Consider the following 18,420-nt stretch of genomic DNA (forward strand, 5'->3'; position numbering starts at 1 on the left):
CTCCTCATAGCTCTGCATCAGCAGTCCAATGACAGTACCGCTTTGGGGTTTGTGGACCATTCAGAACATAATCTTGCACAAATCCTCTTTCCCCTATAGAAACTGCAATACTACCATTAACTACAGTACGATCCCCAATTCCGTCATAGATTGCCGTTTCCATGCCCGTGATGCCATATATCTTCACAGTCGGCGCGATGCGCTTTGGCGTTTTAAAACTAATTGAATTAACGGTTGTACCTGTGTTGGTTCCGTCAAAACTAGACGTTAGATTGGACCCCGTATGAGTCGTCGTTCCTGCTTTTGTATTTAAATCGTAGCTTTTCTCGTAATAGCGCTGGCATAAATCCAACTCTTCCCCAATCGATCTTGAAGCAAAAGGAAAAGCCCACTCCCCGACATTTAGCTGGACGTTAGCAAACTCGTAAGTCCCCGTTTTTGCAGTGCTTCCGAGCCTAAGAATTTGGAAATACAAGCAGCTATTATCTGTTATAGTCTTTCCCGTAATGGTTGGAATGTTTAGAGTTATGGATATGGGCTGGAAAGTAGTTGTTAACGTTATTGCAGAATTGACTGATACCCCTGGTGATGGTGAGCCTGCGCTACCGAAAATTTGAAAAGCTGCCACGTCAATCGTGCTGTTATAATTCGCACAGCGAGCATACATACTCAAGGTGACTTTTTGACCTGCAAATGTTCTGACGTCTTCAATTCTTTGGCCTAACGTGACTGCTCCTGTTGATAGTGATGTTACATTCATTGATAAATAATAGTTTGGATTCAGACCACCCAACATCTCTCCTGAAGGAAAAGGCAATCTAGAAACGGCATAAGAAGCTGAGCCTCCGTCATCAGTTACAATCCATCGATCAGCCGTGTATATGTTGCGTCCTGAAAAAGAGCTGCCTCGCTGCCAGATATCAAAGCCTCCGTTAATAAATGCTTGTTTGCTTCGATTTGAAATAGAATATTGGGGCAAAGGATCTGATCCGTTGATATAATCCCGCATCTGATCTAGCGGTTGCATCATCTGGTCCCGAAAGGCCGTTTCGTTGGCCGGCTTCTGCGGGAATGTCACCGTATTCCGAAATCCGTCTGGTGGATTAAATTGAAAAGGCACGCTGCACCTCCTATTTGACTTTTTTCACAATTAGATACTGGATAATCAAACTCATCAGGGAGAGATTCTCGTTCAGAGACGCGTTCGCAAACTCCATCTGGAAGTAAACGACCTTCTTCGTTCGCGGCCGAAGGCGTTCCGGCGGTGGATACTCGTTCACGCTCCACGTCCAAATATCCCAGGCAGCCAGATCCCAACGGAATGAGTTGACGTTTACTTCTTCCTCGTCGACCTTCTCACCCCGCTCGCTGATGTACCGAATGCTTACCGTGCTATAGCCCCCAGCCTTGCTCGTGAACCAGACCTTCTTCACCGTCTTAAGCCAGTCCGGTAAGCCGAAGCTGAAGCGCTTGGTCAGCCAATACGCCTTGATCGGCTGACCGAAGTCATTTTGGTTGGCCGTGAAGCTGACAAGCCGCCCCGCCCCGCGGCTACCGTAGTAGAGCTCACGGTCGCTTTGGGTCCAGCATGCCGCGTCGATACCGCTGAGCGGGAACCATGGGAGCCGTTCCTCGTCAGCTGCCACATTACCGCTGCTCCCGAAGGGACCGAGCCGGTAGTCCCAGACGAAGACGGTCGAGCCGACGCAGAGCCAGTAACGGCCATCGAAGTCGACGCTGCTTGCCGCCTGCAAGTCCGACCGCGGTAGATCCAAGAGCCCCGGCCTCGTCGGCTGCCCGTTGATATTGCCACTAATCGGCTGTACGTTGCGCTCGTCCTTGAGGCTCGTCTGCAGCAGAATGAAGCCGCCCAGCTCCGAGTTAAAGAAAACTATGTTGTTATCAATTATCTGAACACTGCCCGGCATGTCACAGCCTATTGCGCCGTTGATCGGATAGAGCGGGAACGATGCACCGATCTGGCTCGCCCCCCAGAAGCCCTGCGTGACTGGGTTGGAGTAGCTGGTGAAGTACAGGCTGCGCTCCTTGAGGTACACGAGCTTGTCGTAATGCTTAGCACAGGCAATGAGCCGCTCCGAACTGCTACCCACATCCGAATATTCGTTCTCCGGCCAGTAGGTCGGATCCATGAGCCCGCTTCGGAACGCTCGGTTTGGATAACCTGAATTGCCCCATAGGAACACGCGCGTGTCGTTGTCACCGCCGTAGTCAATCGAATAACGGCAGCCACGGATTCGGTCTGCTGCGCCGGGATTAGTCTTATAGGCAGTAACGATGACGTTGTTCGGCGCACTGGTTGGGATCACTCCGGCAGGAGAACCGCCACTGGCGAAATCTACAAAGGCATAGGGCGATGCCGTCCTGTCTACTGTAAAATGTGTTCCCTCCGTCTTCGCCGCACCGTTGATTGTTAGCGTGATGGCCGTCGCATCCATCCCTGTAACTGGCAGATAGTACTTGGTCGCCTTGCCGTCCGAACTAAAGCTGACCTTGAATGCTGGCGTGAGCAGATTGGCCTGTTGATAAGGAGTTCCACCACCGCTCGGTGGAACCGAAATCGTCAACGTTGGCACGAAGCCCGTTACGTTAGCCGCGGCGAAGCTGTTGTCGATGACAACGTACTGGCTGCCGTTGAGATAATAGAGTTTCCCGCCGCCGAATGCGAAGAAGGTACCTGGCGTATTAGCTAAGCCACTCATAAGAGATACAGGCGCGCTACTACCGCCCTGTCGGTACAACCCTGTTCCCCAAGCAAAGACGCGCTGCCCCATCCAAAGGCGCTCATATGCCCCATTCACACGACCAGCTCCAAGCGAAGTAGCGAAGACGTAGGCTTGGCCATCCCTCTTACTCAGAATGCTGCCGTTATCGTTGGCCAGCATGTTGAGCATAGCCGGGCTTTGGTTGTCCCGGATCTGCGTAGGATCGTACTTATAGGAGACGCCGCCAGAAAGCATGACCTGCGAGTCTGCACCGAGCCGCAGCTCGGGTGGAGGCGCAGTTGCCGCTGGGCGGTCTATCGAGATGCCCATCTAATCACCTCTCTACGCTGAAGGTCATGTACTGGCTGACTCGCGTCTGAAGCTGATCGAAGGCCGAGTTGAACAGACCGAGGAACGTGGCCGCCTTCTCGCGACTTTCGTTGTCCGGCTCCAGACTCAACACGTAAAAATTGGCGTAGTAGCAGAACAACAGATGGTCTACTCGATTTTCTGGCACGAGCGGAACTGCAGCCAGATTGCTGATAGGAAGTCGCGGAGGAAGATAGGCATACTCCACCTGCGGATTAGTCGCCCCAAAGCCAAGGCAGTAGATCGTCGACTGATTGCGCTGCGTCCAGTCCACCGCCTCATCATCTGCGTACACGTTCAGTAGCTTAACTGCTGGCATCGTTAAGCTGCTGAGATCAAAGGATCCTCTCTCACTCAGCACCACTGGCTCCACCGCCGTCAGCACGTACTTTTCACGGGCGATCAGCTGATAGGCATAGTTGATCCCCGTCACGATCTTGGATGCGACAGACAACTCCTCACCCTCATAAGTCCCCGCTGCCGACTTAGTTAACGTCTCATCGATGTCACCCGCGCACTGCTGGATCATCTCGTCCAGCGTCATGAATCATCCCTCCTCGAACGTAAAAAGGGCAGGGCACGAATGCCCTGCCCTTGGTTTCAACCTTCGTTCACTGCTTCCGTGCCAGTTACCTCGACGATGGCCGATCCGAACAAGCGATGGCCTTTAATAAAGTCGACCTCTTTTTTCACTGTTGTGCTGTAATCCCCGTTTTCAAACCGAATATGCTGGCCCGGAACCGGTACGATAATACCATCAACGATGCTGTTACGCGCTTGAACCATGCAGAGCACTTGGTTGGCGCATCGACTGTTGAACCTTGCCATTGGACTATCTCCCTTCGATTAGCTCAAATACTAGCTAGTAACACCTGTCAAGACGGCGTGCGTCTCCGGATTACGGACCTCAAGCCCAGCCTCTGTAATGTACTGGTCAATCCGAGCATCTGCGTCGTTGGCTTGGATGTTCGTCTCCAGCTTTGTGTCGCGGCCAGCGAGTGGGCGGTGCTTAACATTGCCTGGATCAATGATGACGCCGTGTCCACCGTAAACCGCGCCTTCCAGAATGTGCTGATAATTTATGAGCTGATACTTTCCGAATGGCGTGACATATTCGAAGATCTCCAAGCCGAAGCTCTTCGCCGTTTGGTTGATCTGCAGTTTACCCATAGCCCAGCCATTGATCACTGAAATCAGGCGAGCAGAACAGAGCATAATTTTCTCTTTGGATCCGTATTTGAACACAACCTCAGAGATGTTGTTGTCAAATTCGGGCTGTGTTAGCAGGCCTCCGGCGTCATAGTTATTTTTGTTGAGATAGGACAACAGACCACCCGTAGCCCTCATCGGCTTAGCACCAGACGTGTCCAGCTTACGCTCACCGAACATATAGGAGCGTGCAATATCGATCTTGTGCTGCACGCCACCCTTCATTTGCTGATAGCTCAAGTCCTTGCCACCGTACATCTTCGTTGCGTTTTCGGTGTTTGTCACACCAAATGGCGTTTTGAAGATCTGCGTGTAGTTGAATTTGTTAACCTCTTGAGTCGACTTGATTTCCCGCGTGCCGGATCCCTCTTGATTGACATTGCCAATGATGACCAGCGGATCATCGTTAACGATTGCCGCAGCAGCTGTAAGGCCATATCCGCGGCCTACCGTAATCGTATTGGTTCCGCTGTTAACTGTCTTGACCAGCATTACCTCACCTGTGCGCGGTACCTTGAGGATGTCGTTGACGCTGAAGTAGGAACCATTGTCTACGACCATAGAGGTATCAGTCGCAATGTAACCAGCAGCCAAGTTAATCGCATCCCAACGTGGTAGCAAGTCATCTTCCAACCACTCAAATTTCGGACTGTTGGCAACCTCTGTATTGCGTTTGGCAATTTTGAGGAAAGAAATCAAAGGCTCTGCATTAGGTTGCAGCAGGCCGATCGTATCGGACATGTCTACTACAATTTTACTTTGTGCGATATTGGCTGTATCGCGTACACCGGTAACAAGCGGTGGCATATGGGATCACACTCCTGATTGGGTTGGGTTAACCGAAGATGCCTCCGCCTGCACTAGCAGCGAGGATGTTGGCCTTCATCTGCTCGATAGGGGAAAGCTCGCCTTCGGATTGCTTCTTGCCGCTTCCTTTTGGCAGGTTCGCGGCTTTCTTGGTTCTGCGTGAAGCTGTACTCTCCTCGCGGCCTGCTCTCTTGCCTTGCTCGTATGCCTTGGCCCCGGATTCGCCGAAAGCCTCGGCGGCCGCCATGCGTAGAATGCGTGGTGATGGATTCTTGATCAGCCCAGGGTTGCCGAGTTCGTTGGCAATCTCGGCCACTTTCCCAAACAATTGCCCCATGCCCTCGTCAGTCGTCGCCTTCGGGTACTGCTTGGCCAGCGTTTCGACGTTACGCATCAGTTGCTCATCTTCGCGTGCTTGCTGCAGAGGCGCCACTTGTTGATGCGTCGCCATCGAGACAAGCTGCTGGATTGTCCCAAGCGGGTTATCCCGGAAGTGATCCCAGAACACTGAATTGGGATCCATAGGCTGTCCGCCTGGCTGCGTTTGAGGTTGTTGTTGAATTGGAGCAGCTGCAGGTTGTTGTCGGCTCTTCGTGAATTCCCGCTGGAGGTTCTGGTAAGCCTTCGTCAAGTCCTCCGGTGTTTTGAATTTGCCAAGAATGAGCTCATCGCCTTGTCCGGATTCATCCGGGGACGCATCATCCTCATCGCCATCCTCGTCTTGCTCTGCACCGTCCTCAAAGTCGTCCTGCTCTTCGGGATCAGCGCCTTCGCCTTCGGTGATTTGTCCGGCCGCCAGCTCTTCTTGTCCGGTCGTGTCCGGGGATTCGCTCACGGTTATCGTACCTTCGTCGCCGAAAATGCTCATGGGTGATGCTCCTCTCAATTTGTGGAATATAAAAAGGCTCCCGTAGGAGCCGATCCACCGTAGTGGTTAATGGGCGCCAGAGTCTCGCTGACGCCCAGGGATCAATTGCGTGCGATGCCTGCGTTTGCCCAAAACACCGACTGTTCAAGGTTAGTCATGGCCAACGACTTCTCGCGACTGTTCGGTACCTCAGCCTCGATCAGGTAGGCCAACTCCTTGGCCATGCTCCGAATCTTCTCGTACTGCTCTGGCTGTCCTTCTTTCGGGGCGTGGTACTTAAAATTGTTCTCAATCTGCTGGCTCATCATCATCAATTCCCTTCTCAATCGTAGTGGATATATATAAAAGCACCGACTCCAGAGCCTCGACTCCGGCGCGGTGCTGAATAACTTCTTCCCAACTACCACACGTCCGCAGTTGCTGCATACGGTCATGGATGCGCCCTGCTATGAAGCTCTCTACCTGTTGCCAGCCGGCCATCTCAACGAGGAAGCGCAACTCTTGCGCCTGCTGCTGCGCACTCATAATCCCGATTCCTGCATCTGCAGCCCTTGTTCCTGCATCAGTGCGGTGTTTGCACCTCCGCCCGCCGCAATCCCACCATCAGGAGGAGCGCCTTGCGGATCCGGTTGCTGCCCAGCGCCTTGAGCAAACGGTATTAGCGCCTGGGCGATGTCCGGCGGCAAAGTCTGGAGGAACTGCATGACGGCCTGCTGCTGAATCTGGCCATTAAGCTCAGCATCGGTCGGCAGCAGCTCGTCCGTATCTTGGATGTCGTAGGCTTCGAGGATCTTCTCCAGCAAAGCGCGCCGCTTCAATGGGAATTGCTGATAGAAAGGATCCTTGCTCGCGATGTTGTAGAGCTCAACCATCCGTTGTTTGTAGGCTTCCTTGTTGGCGATAGGCTCGACGCTACTGCCTGCCGGAGTCAGGAAGAATTCGCCTTGGATCTCCTCCGGGCTGATCTCCGGCCACTCCGCTTCGTCCTTGTCAAAGAGCGGGAGAAGCCGGATGTCGTCGATATACTGCTGGTTTAACTGAATCATCTTCCGGCTAATGGCAACCAACAACTTCTTTTCCAAGCTTGAAATGATCATCTTGAAGCGTACACTGGCGTTGTTGTCCTTGCTCATGGTCGTCGTAGCCGTCTCACTTGCACCGCTGGATCCCATCACTACATCCTGTGCGCCAGTAGCATCCTGAGCATCCTTTTTGATCGTGGCCTCTTGGTTATATGAGTTGCCTAGATTGCTGTCTGAAGCGTCTAGCGTCACCAGATCATCCATTTTGTCGACCTCGACGATGCCACCTTGCCGCCATTTGAGCTGGTTGCGATCGACAACCGCACCTCGTCGCACCTTCCACATCCTACGCATGCTGTATGAACGGTAGTCGATGCGTTGATTCCGCTCCGTATTCAGCTCCATCTGTAGATCATAGAGAGTCTCCATTACCCCTATGCCGTAGAAGTTGCCGGGATCGTCGCAGTACACGTCCTTGTCGTAGGGCTTTTTCTTGTGCCAGAACGGATTTCCCCCGTCCTTCGCCAGGTACGTCCGGTTGATAATGATGACCTGCCGGTCGTCCTCCCAGTAGAAGTGCACCTCGTAGAGACTGTCATCTCCGTCCTGCTCCAAATTGGCATCGTCGACGTTTGGTAGCCCGATCGCGTTCATACGATAATCGCGGGCCTTATTCTTGGCCGACTGCTTCGGGATCTTCTTCCAGTCCAGCTTCATCTCGTCATCATCGTCGGCCATGCGTTGAAGCTCCTCTTTTGAGAGGTAGGCGGCATGGCCACAATACCGCGCATCTTCAATATCCTCCGCGTTCGGATCCACGAAAAATAGGCCCAAGTCCATGAACTTGACCTCTGGATCGTCGTAATCGATTGTAGTCTCCTCAATCGGCTGCCAATCTTGGACGGGAGTCATGCCATCATCGTCCATCAGCGGCATTGGCTCACCCGTTAACGGATCCAGCTCGTCGCTCATGACTGGCTGCAGCTCTCGACGGATACGCTTCCGCTCCGAGTATCGCCAGCCCGTGTAGGCGACCGTCGTACCATAGAGGCAGCAGGTTTTAAGCCCGCTAATGAACAGGTCCTGCAAGTCCATCGGCACGTTATGCTGATAGTCCAGCAGTACCTCCATCTTCCGAGCTGCAGCCTCCCAAGGCTTCGTTTCCTTATTAGTCCGGAAATCCATCACATCAATCGGCACGCCCCGCAATCGCACATACGGACGCGCAGCGAACAGCGTCTCCACCAAGCGTGGAAGGATCGTCTCAAGCATCGTGAAAGCCATGGGAATGCTGATGTTGCTCCTGTCGGTGATGACCTTACCCGTCTGCCTATCAGTCAGCTTATCCACCATGTTGCGATAGATCTTGTAGTATCGAGTCCATCGCTCCTTGTATGTGCGATCCCGGTAGTTCTCGGACGCTTCGATTCTGGTCATGTACCAGGCCGCCGTTCTCTTTTTATTGCTGCTTGTTGCCATCCTTGTCCCTCCTCCCCTCTATGACTGGATCACCCACGCGGTAGAGCTTACCGTCAATCCCCATACAGGCTAGCGGCCGCCCACAACTACGACAGCAGTACGCAGCTCCTGGGTCCCCGTAGAGATCGATTATCAAATGCCGATTCCTGCAGCAATCTATCATCAAGCCAGTTGCCTCCCGGTCTGCCCGAGAGTACTGGAGCCGTATCGTTCGCTTCAATACCCTGTCCCTCCAAACGCCACCTCATAATCGCCTGTGTCATACTGCTGCTCCGGCTCAAGCTGCATACTCTGCTGCCCGCGAGCCTGATGAGCAATGGCCAACGACAGGATCAGGTCATCGTGCTTGCCTGGTGATGCTTCGGGCTTACCCGTCGGCCCGCGAACGAAGGACAGCATCTCGTGCAGCGTCGCCAGGTCGTTGATTAGCTCGATGCTCTCACGCACAACCGTGACCAACTCAGCGATGATGACCGGTCGCGTGACGCTCGTCGTCCGGAAGCCGTGCTTGGTCTGCTCCGGCTCGTTGATGTCATCCAGCTTCTCGCACCGGTATTGCCGCCAGTATCCTAGCCGCTCCAGCTCCTTGATCGGATGCAAGTCGAAGTTCATTTCGATGGCCAGTAGCGCGTAACCGTAATACTTACCGAAGCAATACATCTGCTTGGCATACAAGTCCGTGTCACTGTGGCCGTGCCAGACCGCTACCTGCTCGCCGGTGATGTTGTCGAGCATCTGGCCAGCGGAATAGTCCTTGCCGCCCTCAGATGTGTCGCCGCCCATCGCGTACGGCCGCCGTGGCTCCGGATATTTGTATATGGTGCAAACACCATTAGGATCCGGCATGAACCGAATGGAACTGTCGACTATCCGTTCCTGTTGGTAGGTATAGACGAAGCTGCCTCGAACCGGCCCCTCGCCTGCCTTGCGCTGTTCCTCGTACTTGACGCGGAGCAGCTCGATGCGAACCATAACCTTCCTGCTGTCGAACACCGGCGTACCTGTCATGAGGAAAGCCTCCAGGTCGTTCGCGGGATACTCCTGCCGGAACTGATCCTCCTTGCTTCGGTCCGCCGTCTGCGGCATCTCGCTGATCTTCCAGCGCCGCCACTTGATCTGCTCCATGCTGAGTCCGTACCGCTCGACCAGCTTCTGCTCCTCATCGTCGTACTCGAGTCGCTCGCCGACCGCTAGCGGAAGCAGATACTCCGGATGCTGGAACCAGGCATAGAAATGTGCGCGCCAGTTGTTCCCGCCGCGCTTCGCATCCTCATAGGTTTGGTGGTAGTAGTTGCCGACGCCGTTGGCCGTGCTCTCGATGACAATTTCGCCATCAGGTGGCACCGCCTGCAGGAGGCCGGTCATCAGCTCCTCTGGATTCGGCCAGAAGGCGGTCTCGGAACAGAGCAGATAGTTAATCGTCTGTCCGCGACCGAAGCTGGATGAGCCCGCAGTACCTACGTAGATCCGGCTGTTGTTCCCCGCGAAGAAGAACTCCTTCCGGTTGCCGTACTTCGGCCGGTTCTTGCCGTTGTTCAGCTGCTCCTTCTTCGCTTCTGGCAGCCGCTCGTACATCAGCTGGACCGTCTGGAAGAGCTTCTGCGTACTGTCCGCATCATGCGCCACGACAACGGCCGTGACATTCTCCTCATTGACAACCGCCTCAAAAAACCTCGCCAGCGTGAGCGTTGAAAAGCCCAGCTGGCGAGGTTTTAGGATAATGTCGCGATTCGTCTTGTCATTCCAGTACAGATCCTGAATCGGGTTGAAGCGAAGCTGAACGACCTGCTTCGTCTTGTTCCGGATATAGAACCGCTCCTGGATGTACTCGCGCGGCCTCCGCTCCCACTTGGGTGTGTTTTTTACCTTCGCCTGCTCCTTGATTCGGTTATGGATTTTGGCAAGAAACATTGCCTCTTTCACCACCAATAAAAAAACACCTCCAAAGGAGGCGTCTTCTTTACTTAAAATAGTCTTTTACTTTTGCAGCAACGAATTCTTTCCCTGCCTCACCCTGCATTTCTTCCCAGGTAGAAAAGTTCGTTTTATCAGAAACGTAAGCATTCAACTCAGTTTCGTCAATCTTCTTGAAATCCTCATTCGAGTTAATTTCAAATGGGCTTGCATCAAGGAACTCATCGAGAGAAGAAAATTGAGTATTCCGCTTCATAAAAGACTCATTCATGAGATCTTTTAAAGAATGCTCTCCATTGACATCATCCTTCATGGCATCATTTAATCCGGCGAGCTTCTTTTGAAGTTCCTTTAAACCTTTGATTTCCATCTTCCACACCTCCCTTCCAATTTATTCTACATCGGAAGGGAGGCTCTATCAATTCACGTTTTCATAACCCCTCATCTGCTGTTGCTGCTCAACAATCCGCTGCAAGCGCGGGTTGGCCGCGATCTTTGTCTCGGCTATCTCGTAAGCTTCGGCATTCTCCTGTCGAAAGATGTCCATGAAGACGGACAGGTACTCCTGGATCAGCGAGAACTCGAACGCCTTCTCCCGTAGTGTCGCCATGAACCTTGCGTTCTCCCGCAGCTCCCTATTAAGAGCCGTCATCGTGCCGATATTACGCCGAAGCTCCAAGGTGAAGCCGATGCCCCAGCTATCCAGCGCGGATACATCGACACCGTCATCCTTGAGCATGTCCCGCATCATGATCATGCGCCGCTCGAACATGTCCGGCAGGTCAGCGATCCAATCAAAGCGATCAGCCAGCGCCTGTGTTGTCCGGAACTGAAGCTCTATCAGGTCAATGTCACGATCGATCAGCTTCGTCACACGCTCAGGATCCTTGCGCACTATCCGCTGCTTCTGTTCTACCGGTACTTTAGTGGAGACAGGTGCTGCAGCAGCTTGAGCTGGAGTAATCTTGCTTACCTCCAAAGTCTCCAAGTACCGCCGCACTGCCATATTGCTAATAGGCTCCTCCGCTTCCTTTGAACACTGCGCCGCAATCTGCTGCGGATTCTTCCCATCTTTAATGCCGGCCGCAACGATGTGCTGCAGACCAAGCTGTTCAATCTTCAGCGGCTTTGCCATCGTCCGCCCTCCTTAACGTTAAAAATTAAACGACGAGGCTTGGAGCCTAGGCTTTCCGTTAAAATCCCAATCAAAAAAGCCTCAATCCCTTTTATAGCAAGGGCTCGAGGCTTAACGTTATGCTTTTCGTTAAATGGCGAGGTGTACGACTAAATAATTACTCAATAATTTCAACGGTATCATTTATAAGTGCCTCTTTGTTTTTAATAATCTTCGTTAGTAAACGATTCGTAGGCACTAATGAATTTTGTTCAACAATAACTAGTTCATTATCTCTCGTAAAGTGAACAATACAACCACCATTTTCAAGTATTTTCGTAATTTTCCCTAGCCCATGAATTTTATGAGATACGTTTTGTCCACGTATTAAATCAAAGTCTTTCACAATATAGTTATTATTGATCTGTTCTAACTTATTGACTTTTGTCGATATGTTATTTATTGCTTCAAGTATTACCAAGGTATCATGTGCTATTTCAGATACCTTTTCAGTCGCCGGTTTTATTCCCACAAATTTCATTAGAGAATTCAGATCTCCGGAGTCCCGATTTTCATATGTGGCTTTTAATGATTTCTCGATTGCAGTTATGTCTCTTTCGACGGTATCGATCCGTAAAGAGCTACTATATTCAACATCGCGTAAAACAGAAATATCAAATATACGTTGAGTTAGGTTATCTTTTATTAGGGTTACAGGCTTATCAAATGCCTGCCTTATTCCCAATTCGTATAGCACGTTTGGATTTCTACCACTTAAATCGCAAATAGCCATATCACAATCCAAAATTTGCTTTATTATATCAACAACAATTACATTTGTTTGCAGTACATCATCTGCTCTAATTGCTTTAAATCCTGCTCTCTTACAAGCCTCTCTTATAATGTAATCATATACACGTTTAAAATGCCCTTGCTCATAACCATCGGCATCAGCAATTGGCATAATCACAAAGCAGGTTTTTAAAGATTGGACATTCTCTTCATCACTATCAGCTAATATATTTGTCAAAAAGACTCCCCCTAAATCATATGGAAAATTAACAATAAAAAAAGCTTATCCCAGAAGGAATAAGCTCGTCAATAGTACTAGTTTTTTTCATAAAACTGATCTATCCGTGCTATTGAATCCTGTTCCTCTAGCTTCAGATCAACAATTAACTTCTTATATCCAAGTACTATTTCATCAACTATTAATTTTTCAGTTAATTGAATATGTTTTTTTACTGGCTCAACATCAACTCCAGCACTATTTCTTAAAATACATTCTCGTATATATATTAAAACCTCATATTCGCTCACTCTTTTTAATAATAAATGAGAGGATAGCTCTTTATTTTCTTTTACAATATTAATTATATCAGTACGATCTATAAACAACGGTTCATCTTTAGCTCTTGTAAAAATATGATACAAAGTAAATCCCATAACACTTGGGGCTCTATTAACTAAATCAAATATAGGGAATGAATTGCGAGTGAATTCCTTAGGCAAATATCCTCTCACTAATTCTTGTTTAACTAAGTGAGAATATAACGGTGCATAGACTCTCTCTAATTTCTTTAAATTTAAATCCCTGTTCTTTTCAAATTGATATTTTTTCATGTTAGATAAGCCTGACAAAAAAGTCCCAGCAACACCGATAAGCGTAATGATGCTAATAAAATCAGTGAGTTTCACCTCTCTCTGACTCCCTTCAACAATTAAAAAGCTAAATTTCCAAGAAGAAACAAATTAAGCTTCTTGATTAGAACTTTTCCGTATAGTGCTTTATCTGTTCTTTAATTTTAGAATGCATAACCTCCTGCTTCATGACAAAGTGCTCTTCATATCCGCGACAAGAGTACCGGAGGTATATATCGGCACTTGAGTGATTTTCCGAAAGCATTCGAATATTACGGCTGCGAAGTTCACGCCGAAGGAAGTAGATTTCGTTAATAAATTGATTCAAAACGTTGTAAATAGTCATCTTATAGACACGCAGGAGTGGGTATGATGAGTTTTCAAGCTCTAGAAGTTCCTTATGAGCCATCTTCTCCAGGTAAAGCAGGAAGATGTATTTACTAATCATCAAGCGCTCCTCCGCAGTGGAGACCTTTACCGCTTTAGCAACTTGCGCTCCATGTCTACCTACATAATAGGCACCTCTCTTATGATGGAGGCGGGAACAAATGGTTTTTTGATGCCCTCTCTCGTCCATTCCTTTATTTTGTGTTCCTAGAACGATACTTTCATCCGTCAGTTCTGAAAGGGTTACGCTCAAGCGACTCACCGGCATACCATTCCAAAGTTCGCGCAGGACCTTTACCGCTATTTCAGCTATCTCGTGAATCAGAAAGGTCGGCTGAGATAGCTTAATCTGCCGACTAAAACCACCAGTTTGATCCCCTTCTGTCTCAATAGCAGATATGGAGACAACCGCAGTCCTATAATTATGCCGCCTCATTTGTTGAGAGACTTCTATTATTAATTCTAGTAAAACAGCCTCGATATCTGCCAAGCTGCGGAATATCTGCAACTGGAGTGCTCTACTTTGACTAAAAGATTCCTGTATGTCTGTTTTAACGAGGCTTGGATCGAGTCCCCTGGCCATTTGCCAGTAATAGACCGCCAGATTATCACTCTGTTTACCCATCTCAATTGACAAACGACTTTTAAACTCCTGGAGCTCTAAACGGGCAATGTTACCTATTGTGAGAAGCACCATTTGTGTAAAATGGCGTGTCATCCTTGCCCCCACCATGAATAACTGTTTCACCGGCAGCGTCCAAAAAGTCGACTCCAGCATCTCGCGCCATAGCGTAAACACGCCTTCCGGCCCTTCTTTTGTACAATTATCAATGGCCATCTTGGCCATAATTTTGGTTGGCCCGATCCCTATTCGGGCCCAAACGCCAGTGGACAAGAAGATATGATTTTGAATAATATGAGCCAATTCTTCTGGAGTATCGTATAAATTGGCAGAAATCGTGATGTCTATGAACTGCTCATCAATACTAAATGGTTGAAACTGGTCTGAATAAGATTTAAGAATGTTGCTAATAAGATGAGAAATTTCAATGTAGGCTTTGATTCGAGGCCGGATAACTACGAGCTCGGGGCATTTAGCCAGCGCCTCTCTAATAAGCCAACCAGTCAATACACCTCTCTCCTTAGCCATCGGGCAGACCGCCAGCACCATGCCGTCCATGCTCGCTGGATCCCCTACGACGACAGGGCGATTTTTGTATTGTGGATGTGCCGCTTTTTCCATAGACGCATAAAGCGATTGGAAATCAATAAACAAAATTACTCTCCCCTGTTGATTCACTAGAATCACCTCAGAGGATAGTATATTGGTATCCCATGTTCTTTCCAATAGAATCTATTAACTCAAAAAAAGCTTATTCCAAAAGGAACAAGCTCGTCATCTTTGTATTTTCGATTTTCTCACGTGCCCGCTCAATATACTTCTGAACACTGCTCCGCCCAACATGAAGCTCCCTGCTAATCTCCTCGAACGTCATACCGTCGACCACATTCAGCATGTAACATTGCCGCTCCCTTTGAGAGAGGTCCCGCATAGCCTCCTCAATGCGGAAGCGCTCGTCATCTGTCAGGTCGCGAGAGCTTTTGTCCCTCTCAATCACCCAGCGACTGTTCGGGCTGCTATAGCTGTCTAGAATCGACGGATCCCAAGTCTGAACGCGCACCGCACGCTCCGCACCAGTGAAGCTTCCTGGCCGTCGGCCAGTCTCCAGCCAGTCGATGACGTAATCGCACTCCGCCACCATTTCAGCAAGGACTCGCCGCTCTGCCTTATCGGTTGCCCTTGAATGCACGGCACGTGTCATCTTCCGGGAGCGCCGGTAGTTGTCAGCTGTCGCCGGCCCCATGTTCATGATTGTAAAGGCTTCATACTTCGTATACAGCGGTCCGATTGCCATTCTCTGTTCATCCTCCTTCTAAATGAGCCAAAGAGCGCCGCTATGGGCGCTCCTGGCGATTGTTTATGAATTAGGCCGACTGTGTTCCGTGCATTACGGGAATCCGTTGCGCTTCGAGGCGTTCAATTCTTCCTTCCAGTGCTGTGAATCTTGCAATAACTTCTTCTGGCGAGAGCGCCACCGCTCCATCAGCGGGCTGTCCGTCCAAGGAGTCGTGTGGAACCGCATCCGTAGAAAATCGCTCGTCTGCCGGTTTCACCTCTTCCGCCGGTACACTCGCTGGTGCATCATCAGCCGCAGAGGGAAAGATGACGGATCCGGACAAGGGAGGTACTGGAAGCGGATCAATACCGCGGGCTTGGAGTTGACGGTTGAGTTGCTCCAGCTTCTCGCGTTTCAGTCGCTCTTCCCGATCCTCATCGCTCTCTTTTGGAAGCGTGGATGTCAGGATCATGCCACCCTTGTTGCCGGAGCTTTGACGGCTACGGTATGTCCGCATCATGCCTTCCAACTCGTCAATCTGGCGTTTGTAGCTATCATTCTGGACTTTCAACCGTTGAGCTTCCGCCTGTGACTCTTCAAGCATCGCCACAGCGTTGTCGCGCTTCTGCTCGGCGTCCTGCATCCCTTCAACGGCAGCATGTTTAGCTGAGCGCTCCCTTCGCATTTCTTCTGCCGTATCATCCACTAGGCGCTTTGTCTCAGTAGCTTGCTCTGATAGTGCCTGGAGCTGTTCCTGTAATTCCCGCTCACGCACCACATATTCATCAATCAACGTAGCGAGCTCATCGTTGTGCTGTGCGAACGCGTACTCTTTGACCTGGCTAATTAAGTTCCGGATCTCGCCGTTAGCACCTGTGACTCCCCAACGAGCATCATAATCCTCTGGCAGCTGCACATCCGCAACCTCTTCAGCCTGACGCTGGAGGCGCCCGGCCTCTTTAATCTGAGTCAGGATCCCAGCTTGCTCATTTTCCAGCACAGTCCGGCGGAAGCGATCATCCGGGTTGTCAGGGTTCAAAGCGCTCCTCTCTTCCTCAAGGGCATCGTACTTGGCTTGCATCTCTTCTTGTGGCATTTCTTCATGTCTCCTCTCAGAATCTCCTGTGATTGAGGTTCGAACATCTTGAGGAGACCAACCTCCCGGCCCGTCGAGTCCTTCAGAATCGCGTAGCCCCCATGAATCTCCCATCGGCCCTTTACCATCGCCCTCTCCTGCCTTATGATTGAGTTGTGAGTGTTCTGGCCGCCTTGTGCGGCCTTTTTTATTTATCCAGCTGAGGAAGCGCATTGTTCCCTCCTTGGTAATGGGAGTCGCGAAGCCATCCGATAACTAGTTTTAAAAGGGGTGTAATCAATATGAAACTAGTTATTAAATGGATTAAGGTTGTGTACGCTCTTACAATTATTTTAGTAATTTTGTTTTTGGGGTTCTTTCTCATTGGCGGCATAGCTAGTAAAACTCTTATTAAAGACACCGTTTTTGTAAACTCAATGGCGTTATTTCTAGGAGCCCTTTCTCTCCCGGGAATAACCGCTCAACTTTTTGATTTAGTACATCAAGAAAAGAAAAAATTTATGGCTACTACTTGCTGCCCAAACTGCAAACACCAAGTGGAATTACGAATTTCTGAAGAATCCTAATCCAGGCAAAAGAATCCTTTCCCAATTCGCTCAATGTCCGCCTCAGTTGCCGGCGAGACAATGAACGCTCTGCCTCCGATAATCAGGACTTCTTCCTGCCCTTCTTCGAGCTTCAGCAGCTCGGCTTCATACGGAAATTTTCTATCGCACATGCTATCCTCCAAGGGAAACGGGGCTTAGGCAGCCCCGTTGTCTTCTCTCTGCTCGTGAATCATGCGCTTGACGCGTTTCTTGTATGCGGTGAAACTCACCTGAAGCTTGGAGCTGCTAGTGTTGAGCCACCTCGCTATCTTGACCCACGACTCTCCGCTATCGCGCTTTCTGGAAAGGATGCCGGGGAAGTCGAACGGAATGTCTTGGAAGGTTGGTTTAACAGAGAGAATGAAGTCTTCAAGCTCTTCCTTGCTCACGTCTTCCTCTTCCTCACTGTCGTTTTTTGACTCACCTTCTTCGGCGCTGTCTCCTGGCTCTGAATCGCCCGGTTCTTCTGACTGCTCTTGCTCTCCTTCGCCCGTCTCTTCACTGCTAGCACCCGGATCGTCGGAGCCAAAGTCTAGCTCCATTTCCGGATCGCCCTCGCCATCTTCTGACCGCCCAGCAGATTGAACAACGCCTTGGCCGTCAACCCTAGCGATTAAGCCACCACCCGCCGTTGAATGGAAAAGCATCTCCACCTGCGGATTCCCGAACTGGACGACGATCTCGTGCCCTTTGAAACTCGCAATCTCCGCGATCTTCGCAAAGGCTATACTCTCCGGCAACTCAAGCTCGATTTTGTTTTTTCCTGCCAGTGTGATTTTCCCGAACTTCGCTTGAAATTGAACGTTTGCCATGATTATCAGATCCTCTCAGGTTTGAAATGACTTCCTCTTGCTTTTTAATAAGCCGGATTGGCTCGTGCATGGCGCGCGCGATCTGCGCCAGTACATAGGCATCCGTGATGTTGTTGCTCTTGCTCCGAAAGCCCCAGCGAGCGTAGACCTCAACGGCCAGCTCTTCCTTGGCGCAGTTGCCGCTGGCGCCACTGAACTTTTTTAGCGCGGACGGTGCGACTTCGATGAACGGTATTCCCCGGATGTGCAACTGCAAGCGGATTGCCCAGCCGATGCCGCCGAGCAGGAACCCGCTCTGGCTCGCAAAACCGAAACCCTCGATGGCCACCTGATCATCGGGCTCAACGAGGGCCATCACCTTCCGCAACAGTCGGAGCATCGCTTCTGGCGTCGGCGAGCGGCCGTTCAGGCTGTCTTCCGAAATCTCCCGCTCCTCCCAAACCTCGCCATCCTCATCCAGAATGACAATCCCGGTCTTCGTGCTCGGATCCATC

21 protein-coding genes are annotated in these 18,420 nt (G+C 50.4%); 1 reads left to right on the forward strand and 20 read right to left on the reverse strand.

Going from position 1 to position 18,420, the window contains the following annotated elements:
* Positions 1-4: 4 nt before the first annotated feature.
* The 17 genes from CGZ75_RS12130 to CGZ75_RS12215 all read right to left on the reverse strand — a co-directional run bounded on the left by CGZ75_RS12130 (position 5) and on the right by CGZ75_RS12215 (position 16,527).
* Positions 5-1,120 (reverse strand): hypothetical protein, encoded by a 1,116-nt coding sequence (locus CGZ75_RS12130; protein WP_089524393.1) that lies wholly within the window; start codon positions 1,118-1,120, stop codon positions 5-7.
* Between the two features lie 10 nt (positions 1,121-1,130).
* On the reverse strand, positions 1,131-3,053 hold the full coding sequence (locus tag CGZ75_RS12135) for a hypothetical protein (protein ID WP_089524394.1): 1,923 nt from the start codon (positions 3,051-3,053) through the stop codon (positions 1,131-1,133).
* A gap of 4 nt (positions 3,054-3,057) precedes the next feature.
* Positions 3,058-3,636, reverse strand: a complete 579-nt coding sequence (locus CGZ75_RS12140) for a hypothetical protein (RefSeq protein ID WP_089524395.1) — start codon at positions 3,634-3,636, stop codon at positions 3,058-3,060.
* A 56-nt stretch (positions 3,637-3,692) separates the two neighbouring features.
* Positions 3,693-3,920: a hypothetical protein gene (locus CGZ75_RS12145; protein ID WP_089524396.1), complete on the reverse strand. Its 228-nt coding sequence runs from the start codon at positions 3,918-3,920 to the stop codon at positions 3,693-3,695.
* 30 nt (positions 3,921-3,950) lie between these two features.
* Positions 3,951-5,108, reverse strand: coding sequence for an SU10 major capsid protein (locus tag CGZ75_RS12150; protein WP_089524397.1), 1,158 nt, complete (start codon positions 5,106-5,108; stop codon positions 3,951-3,953).
* Between the two features lie 28 nt (positions 5,109-5,136).
* Positions 5,137-5,976 (reverse strand): hypothetical protein, encoded by an 840-nt coding sequence (locus tag CGZ75_RS12155; RefSeq protein ID WP_089524398.1) that lies wholly within the window; start codon positions 5,974-5,976, stop codon positions 5,137-5,139.
* A 101-nt stretch (positions 5,977-6,077) separates the two neighbouring features.
* The gene (locus CGZ75_RS12160) at positions 6,078-6,287 is read right to left on the reverse strand and encodes an Acb2/Tad1 domain-containing protein (protein ID WP_425436472.1); all 210 of its coding nucleotides are present in this window, start codon (positions 6,285-6,287) and stop codon (positions 6,078-6,080) included.
* Positions 6,265-6,501, reverse strand: a complete 237-nt coding sequence (locus CGZ75_RS12165) for a hypothetical protein (protein ID WP_089524399.1) — start codon at positions 6,499-6,501, stop codon at positions 6,265-6,267. The genes CGZ75_RS12160 and CGZ75_RS12165 overlap by 23 nt, the downstream gene beginning before the upstream one ends.
* Positions 6,498-8,477, reverse strand: a complete 1,980-nt coding sequence (locus CGZ75_RS12170) for a portal protein (protein WP_089524400.1) — start codon at positions 8,475-8,477, stop codon at positions 6,498-6,500. The genes CGZ75_RS12165 and CGZ75_RS12170 overlap by 4 nt, the downstream gene beginning before the upstream one ends.
* Before the next feature lie 216 nt (positions 8,478-8,693).
* Positions 8,694-10,406 (reverse strand): terminase large subunit, encoded by a 1,713-nt coding sequence (locus tag CGZ75_RS12180; protein WP_089524402.1) that lies wholly within the window; start codon positions 10,404-10,406, stop codon positions 8,694-8,696.
* A 31-nt stretch (positions 10,407-10,437) separates the two neighbouring features.
* The gene (locus CGZ75_RS12185) at positions 10,438-10,761 is read right to left on the reverse strand and encodes a hypothetical protein (RefSeq protein WP_089524403.1); all 324 of its coding nucleotides are present in this window, start codon (positions 10,759-10,761) and stop codon (positions 10,438-10,440) included.
* Positions 10,762-10,809: 48 nt separating this feature from the next.
* Complete coding sequence (locus CGZ75_RS12190) at positions 10,810-11,526, reverse strand: hypothetical protein (RefSeq protein ID WP_089524404.1); 717 nt, start codon at positions 11,524-11,526, stop codon at positions 10,810-10,812.
* A gap of 157 nt (positions 11,527-11,683) precedes the next feature.
* The gene (locus tag CGZ75_RS12195) at positions 11,684-12,535 is read right to left on the reverse strand and encodes a hypothetical protein (RefSeq protein ID WP_089524405.1); all 852 of its coding nucleotides are present in this window, start codon (positions 12,533-12,535) and stop codon (positions 11,684-11,686) included.
* Between the two features lie 77 nt (positions 12,536-12,612).
* Positions 12,613-13,203, reverse strand: coding sequence for a hypothetical protein (locus CGZ75_RS12200; RefSeq protein ID WP_089524406.1), 591 nt, complete (start codon positions 13,201-13,203; stop codon positions 12,613-12,615).
* A gap of 67 nt (positions 13,204-13,270) precedes the next feature.
* Complete coding sequence (locus CGZ75_RS12205) at positions 13,271-14,809, reverse strand: YhjD family protein (protein WP_089524407.1); 1,539 nt, start codon at positions 14,807-14,809, stop codon at positions 13,271-13,273.
* A gap of 97 nt (positions 14,810-14,906) precedes the next feature.
* Entirely contained in the window at positions 14,907-15,449 is a 543-nt protein-coding gene (locus CGZ75_RS12210; RefSeq protein ID WP_089524408.1) for a sigma factor-like helix-turn-helix DNA-binding protein, read from the reverse strand.
* A 70-nt stretch (positions 15,450-15,519) separates the two neighbouring features.
* The gene (locus CGZ75_RS12215) at positions 15,520-16,527 is read right to left on the reverse strand and encodes a coiled-coil domain-containing protein (RefSeq protein ID WP_141136733.1); all 1,008 of its coding nucleotides are present in this window, start codon (positions 16,525-16,527) and stop codon (positions 15,520-15,522) included.
* A gap of 281 nt (positions 16,528-16,808) precedes the next feature.
* On the opposite strand from CGZ75_RS12215, the gene CGZ75_RS12225 reads away from it, so the two are divergent.
* The gene (locus CGZ75_RS12225; protein ID WP_089524411.1) at positions 16,809-17,093 is read left to right on the forward strand and encodes a hypothetical protein; all 285 of its coding nucleotides are present in this window, start codon (positions 16,809-16,811) and stop codon (positions 17,091-17,093) included.
* On the opposite strand, the gene CGZ75_RS25235 is transcribed toward CGZ75_RS12225, so the two are convergent.
* Genes CGZ75_RS25235 through CGZ75_RS12235 form a run of 3 tightly spaced genes read right to left on the reverse strand, consistent with a single transcriptional unit; the run spans position 17,090 to position 18,419 of the window.
* A complete protein-coding gene (locus CGZ75_RS25235) occupies positions 17,090-17,245 on the reverse strand; it encodes a hypothetical protein (protein WP_176444785.1) in 156 nt (51 codons plus the stop codon). The two genes, CGZ75_RS12225 and CGZ75_RS25235, sit on opposite strands and share 4 nt — an antisense overlap.
* A gap of 24 nt (positions 17,246-17,269) precedes the next feature.
* Positions 17,270-17,926 (reverse strand): hypothetical protein, encoded by a 657-nt coding sequence (locus CGZ75_RS12230; protein ID WP_141136734.1) that lies wholly within the window; start codon positions 17,924-17,926, stop codon positions 17,270-17,272.
* The gene (locus CGZ75_RS12235) at positions 17,856-18,419 is read right to left on the reverse strand and encodes a RuvC family protein (RefSeq protein WP_245850791.1); all 564 of its coding nucleotides are present in this window, start codon (positions 18,417-18,419) and stop codon (positions 17,856-17,858) included. The genes CGZ75_RS12230 and CGZ75_RS12235 overlap by 71 nt, the downstream gene beginning before the upstream one ends.
* Position 18,420 lies beyond the last annotated feature (1 nt).

The sequence above is a fragment of the Paenibacillus herberti genome, from assembly GCF_002233675.1.
In the GTDB taxonomy this organism is placed as follows: Bacteria; Bacillota; Bacilli; order Paenibacillales; family Paenibacillaceae; genus Paenibacillus_O; species Paenibacillus_O herberti.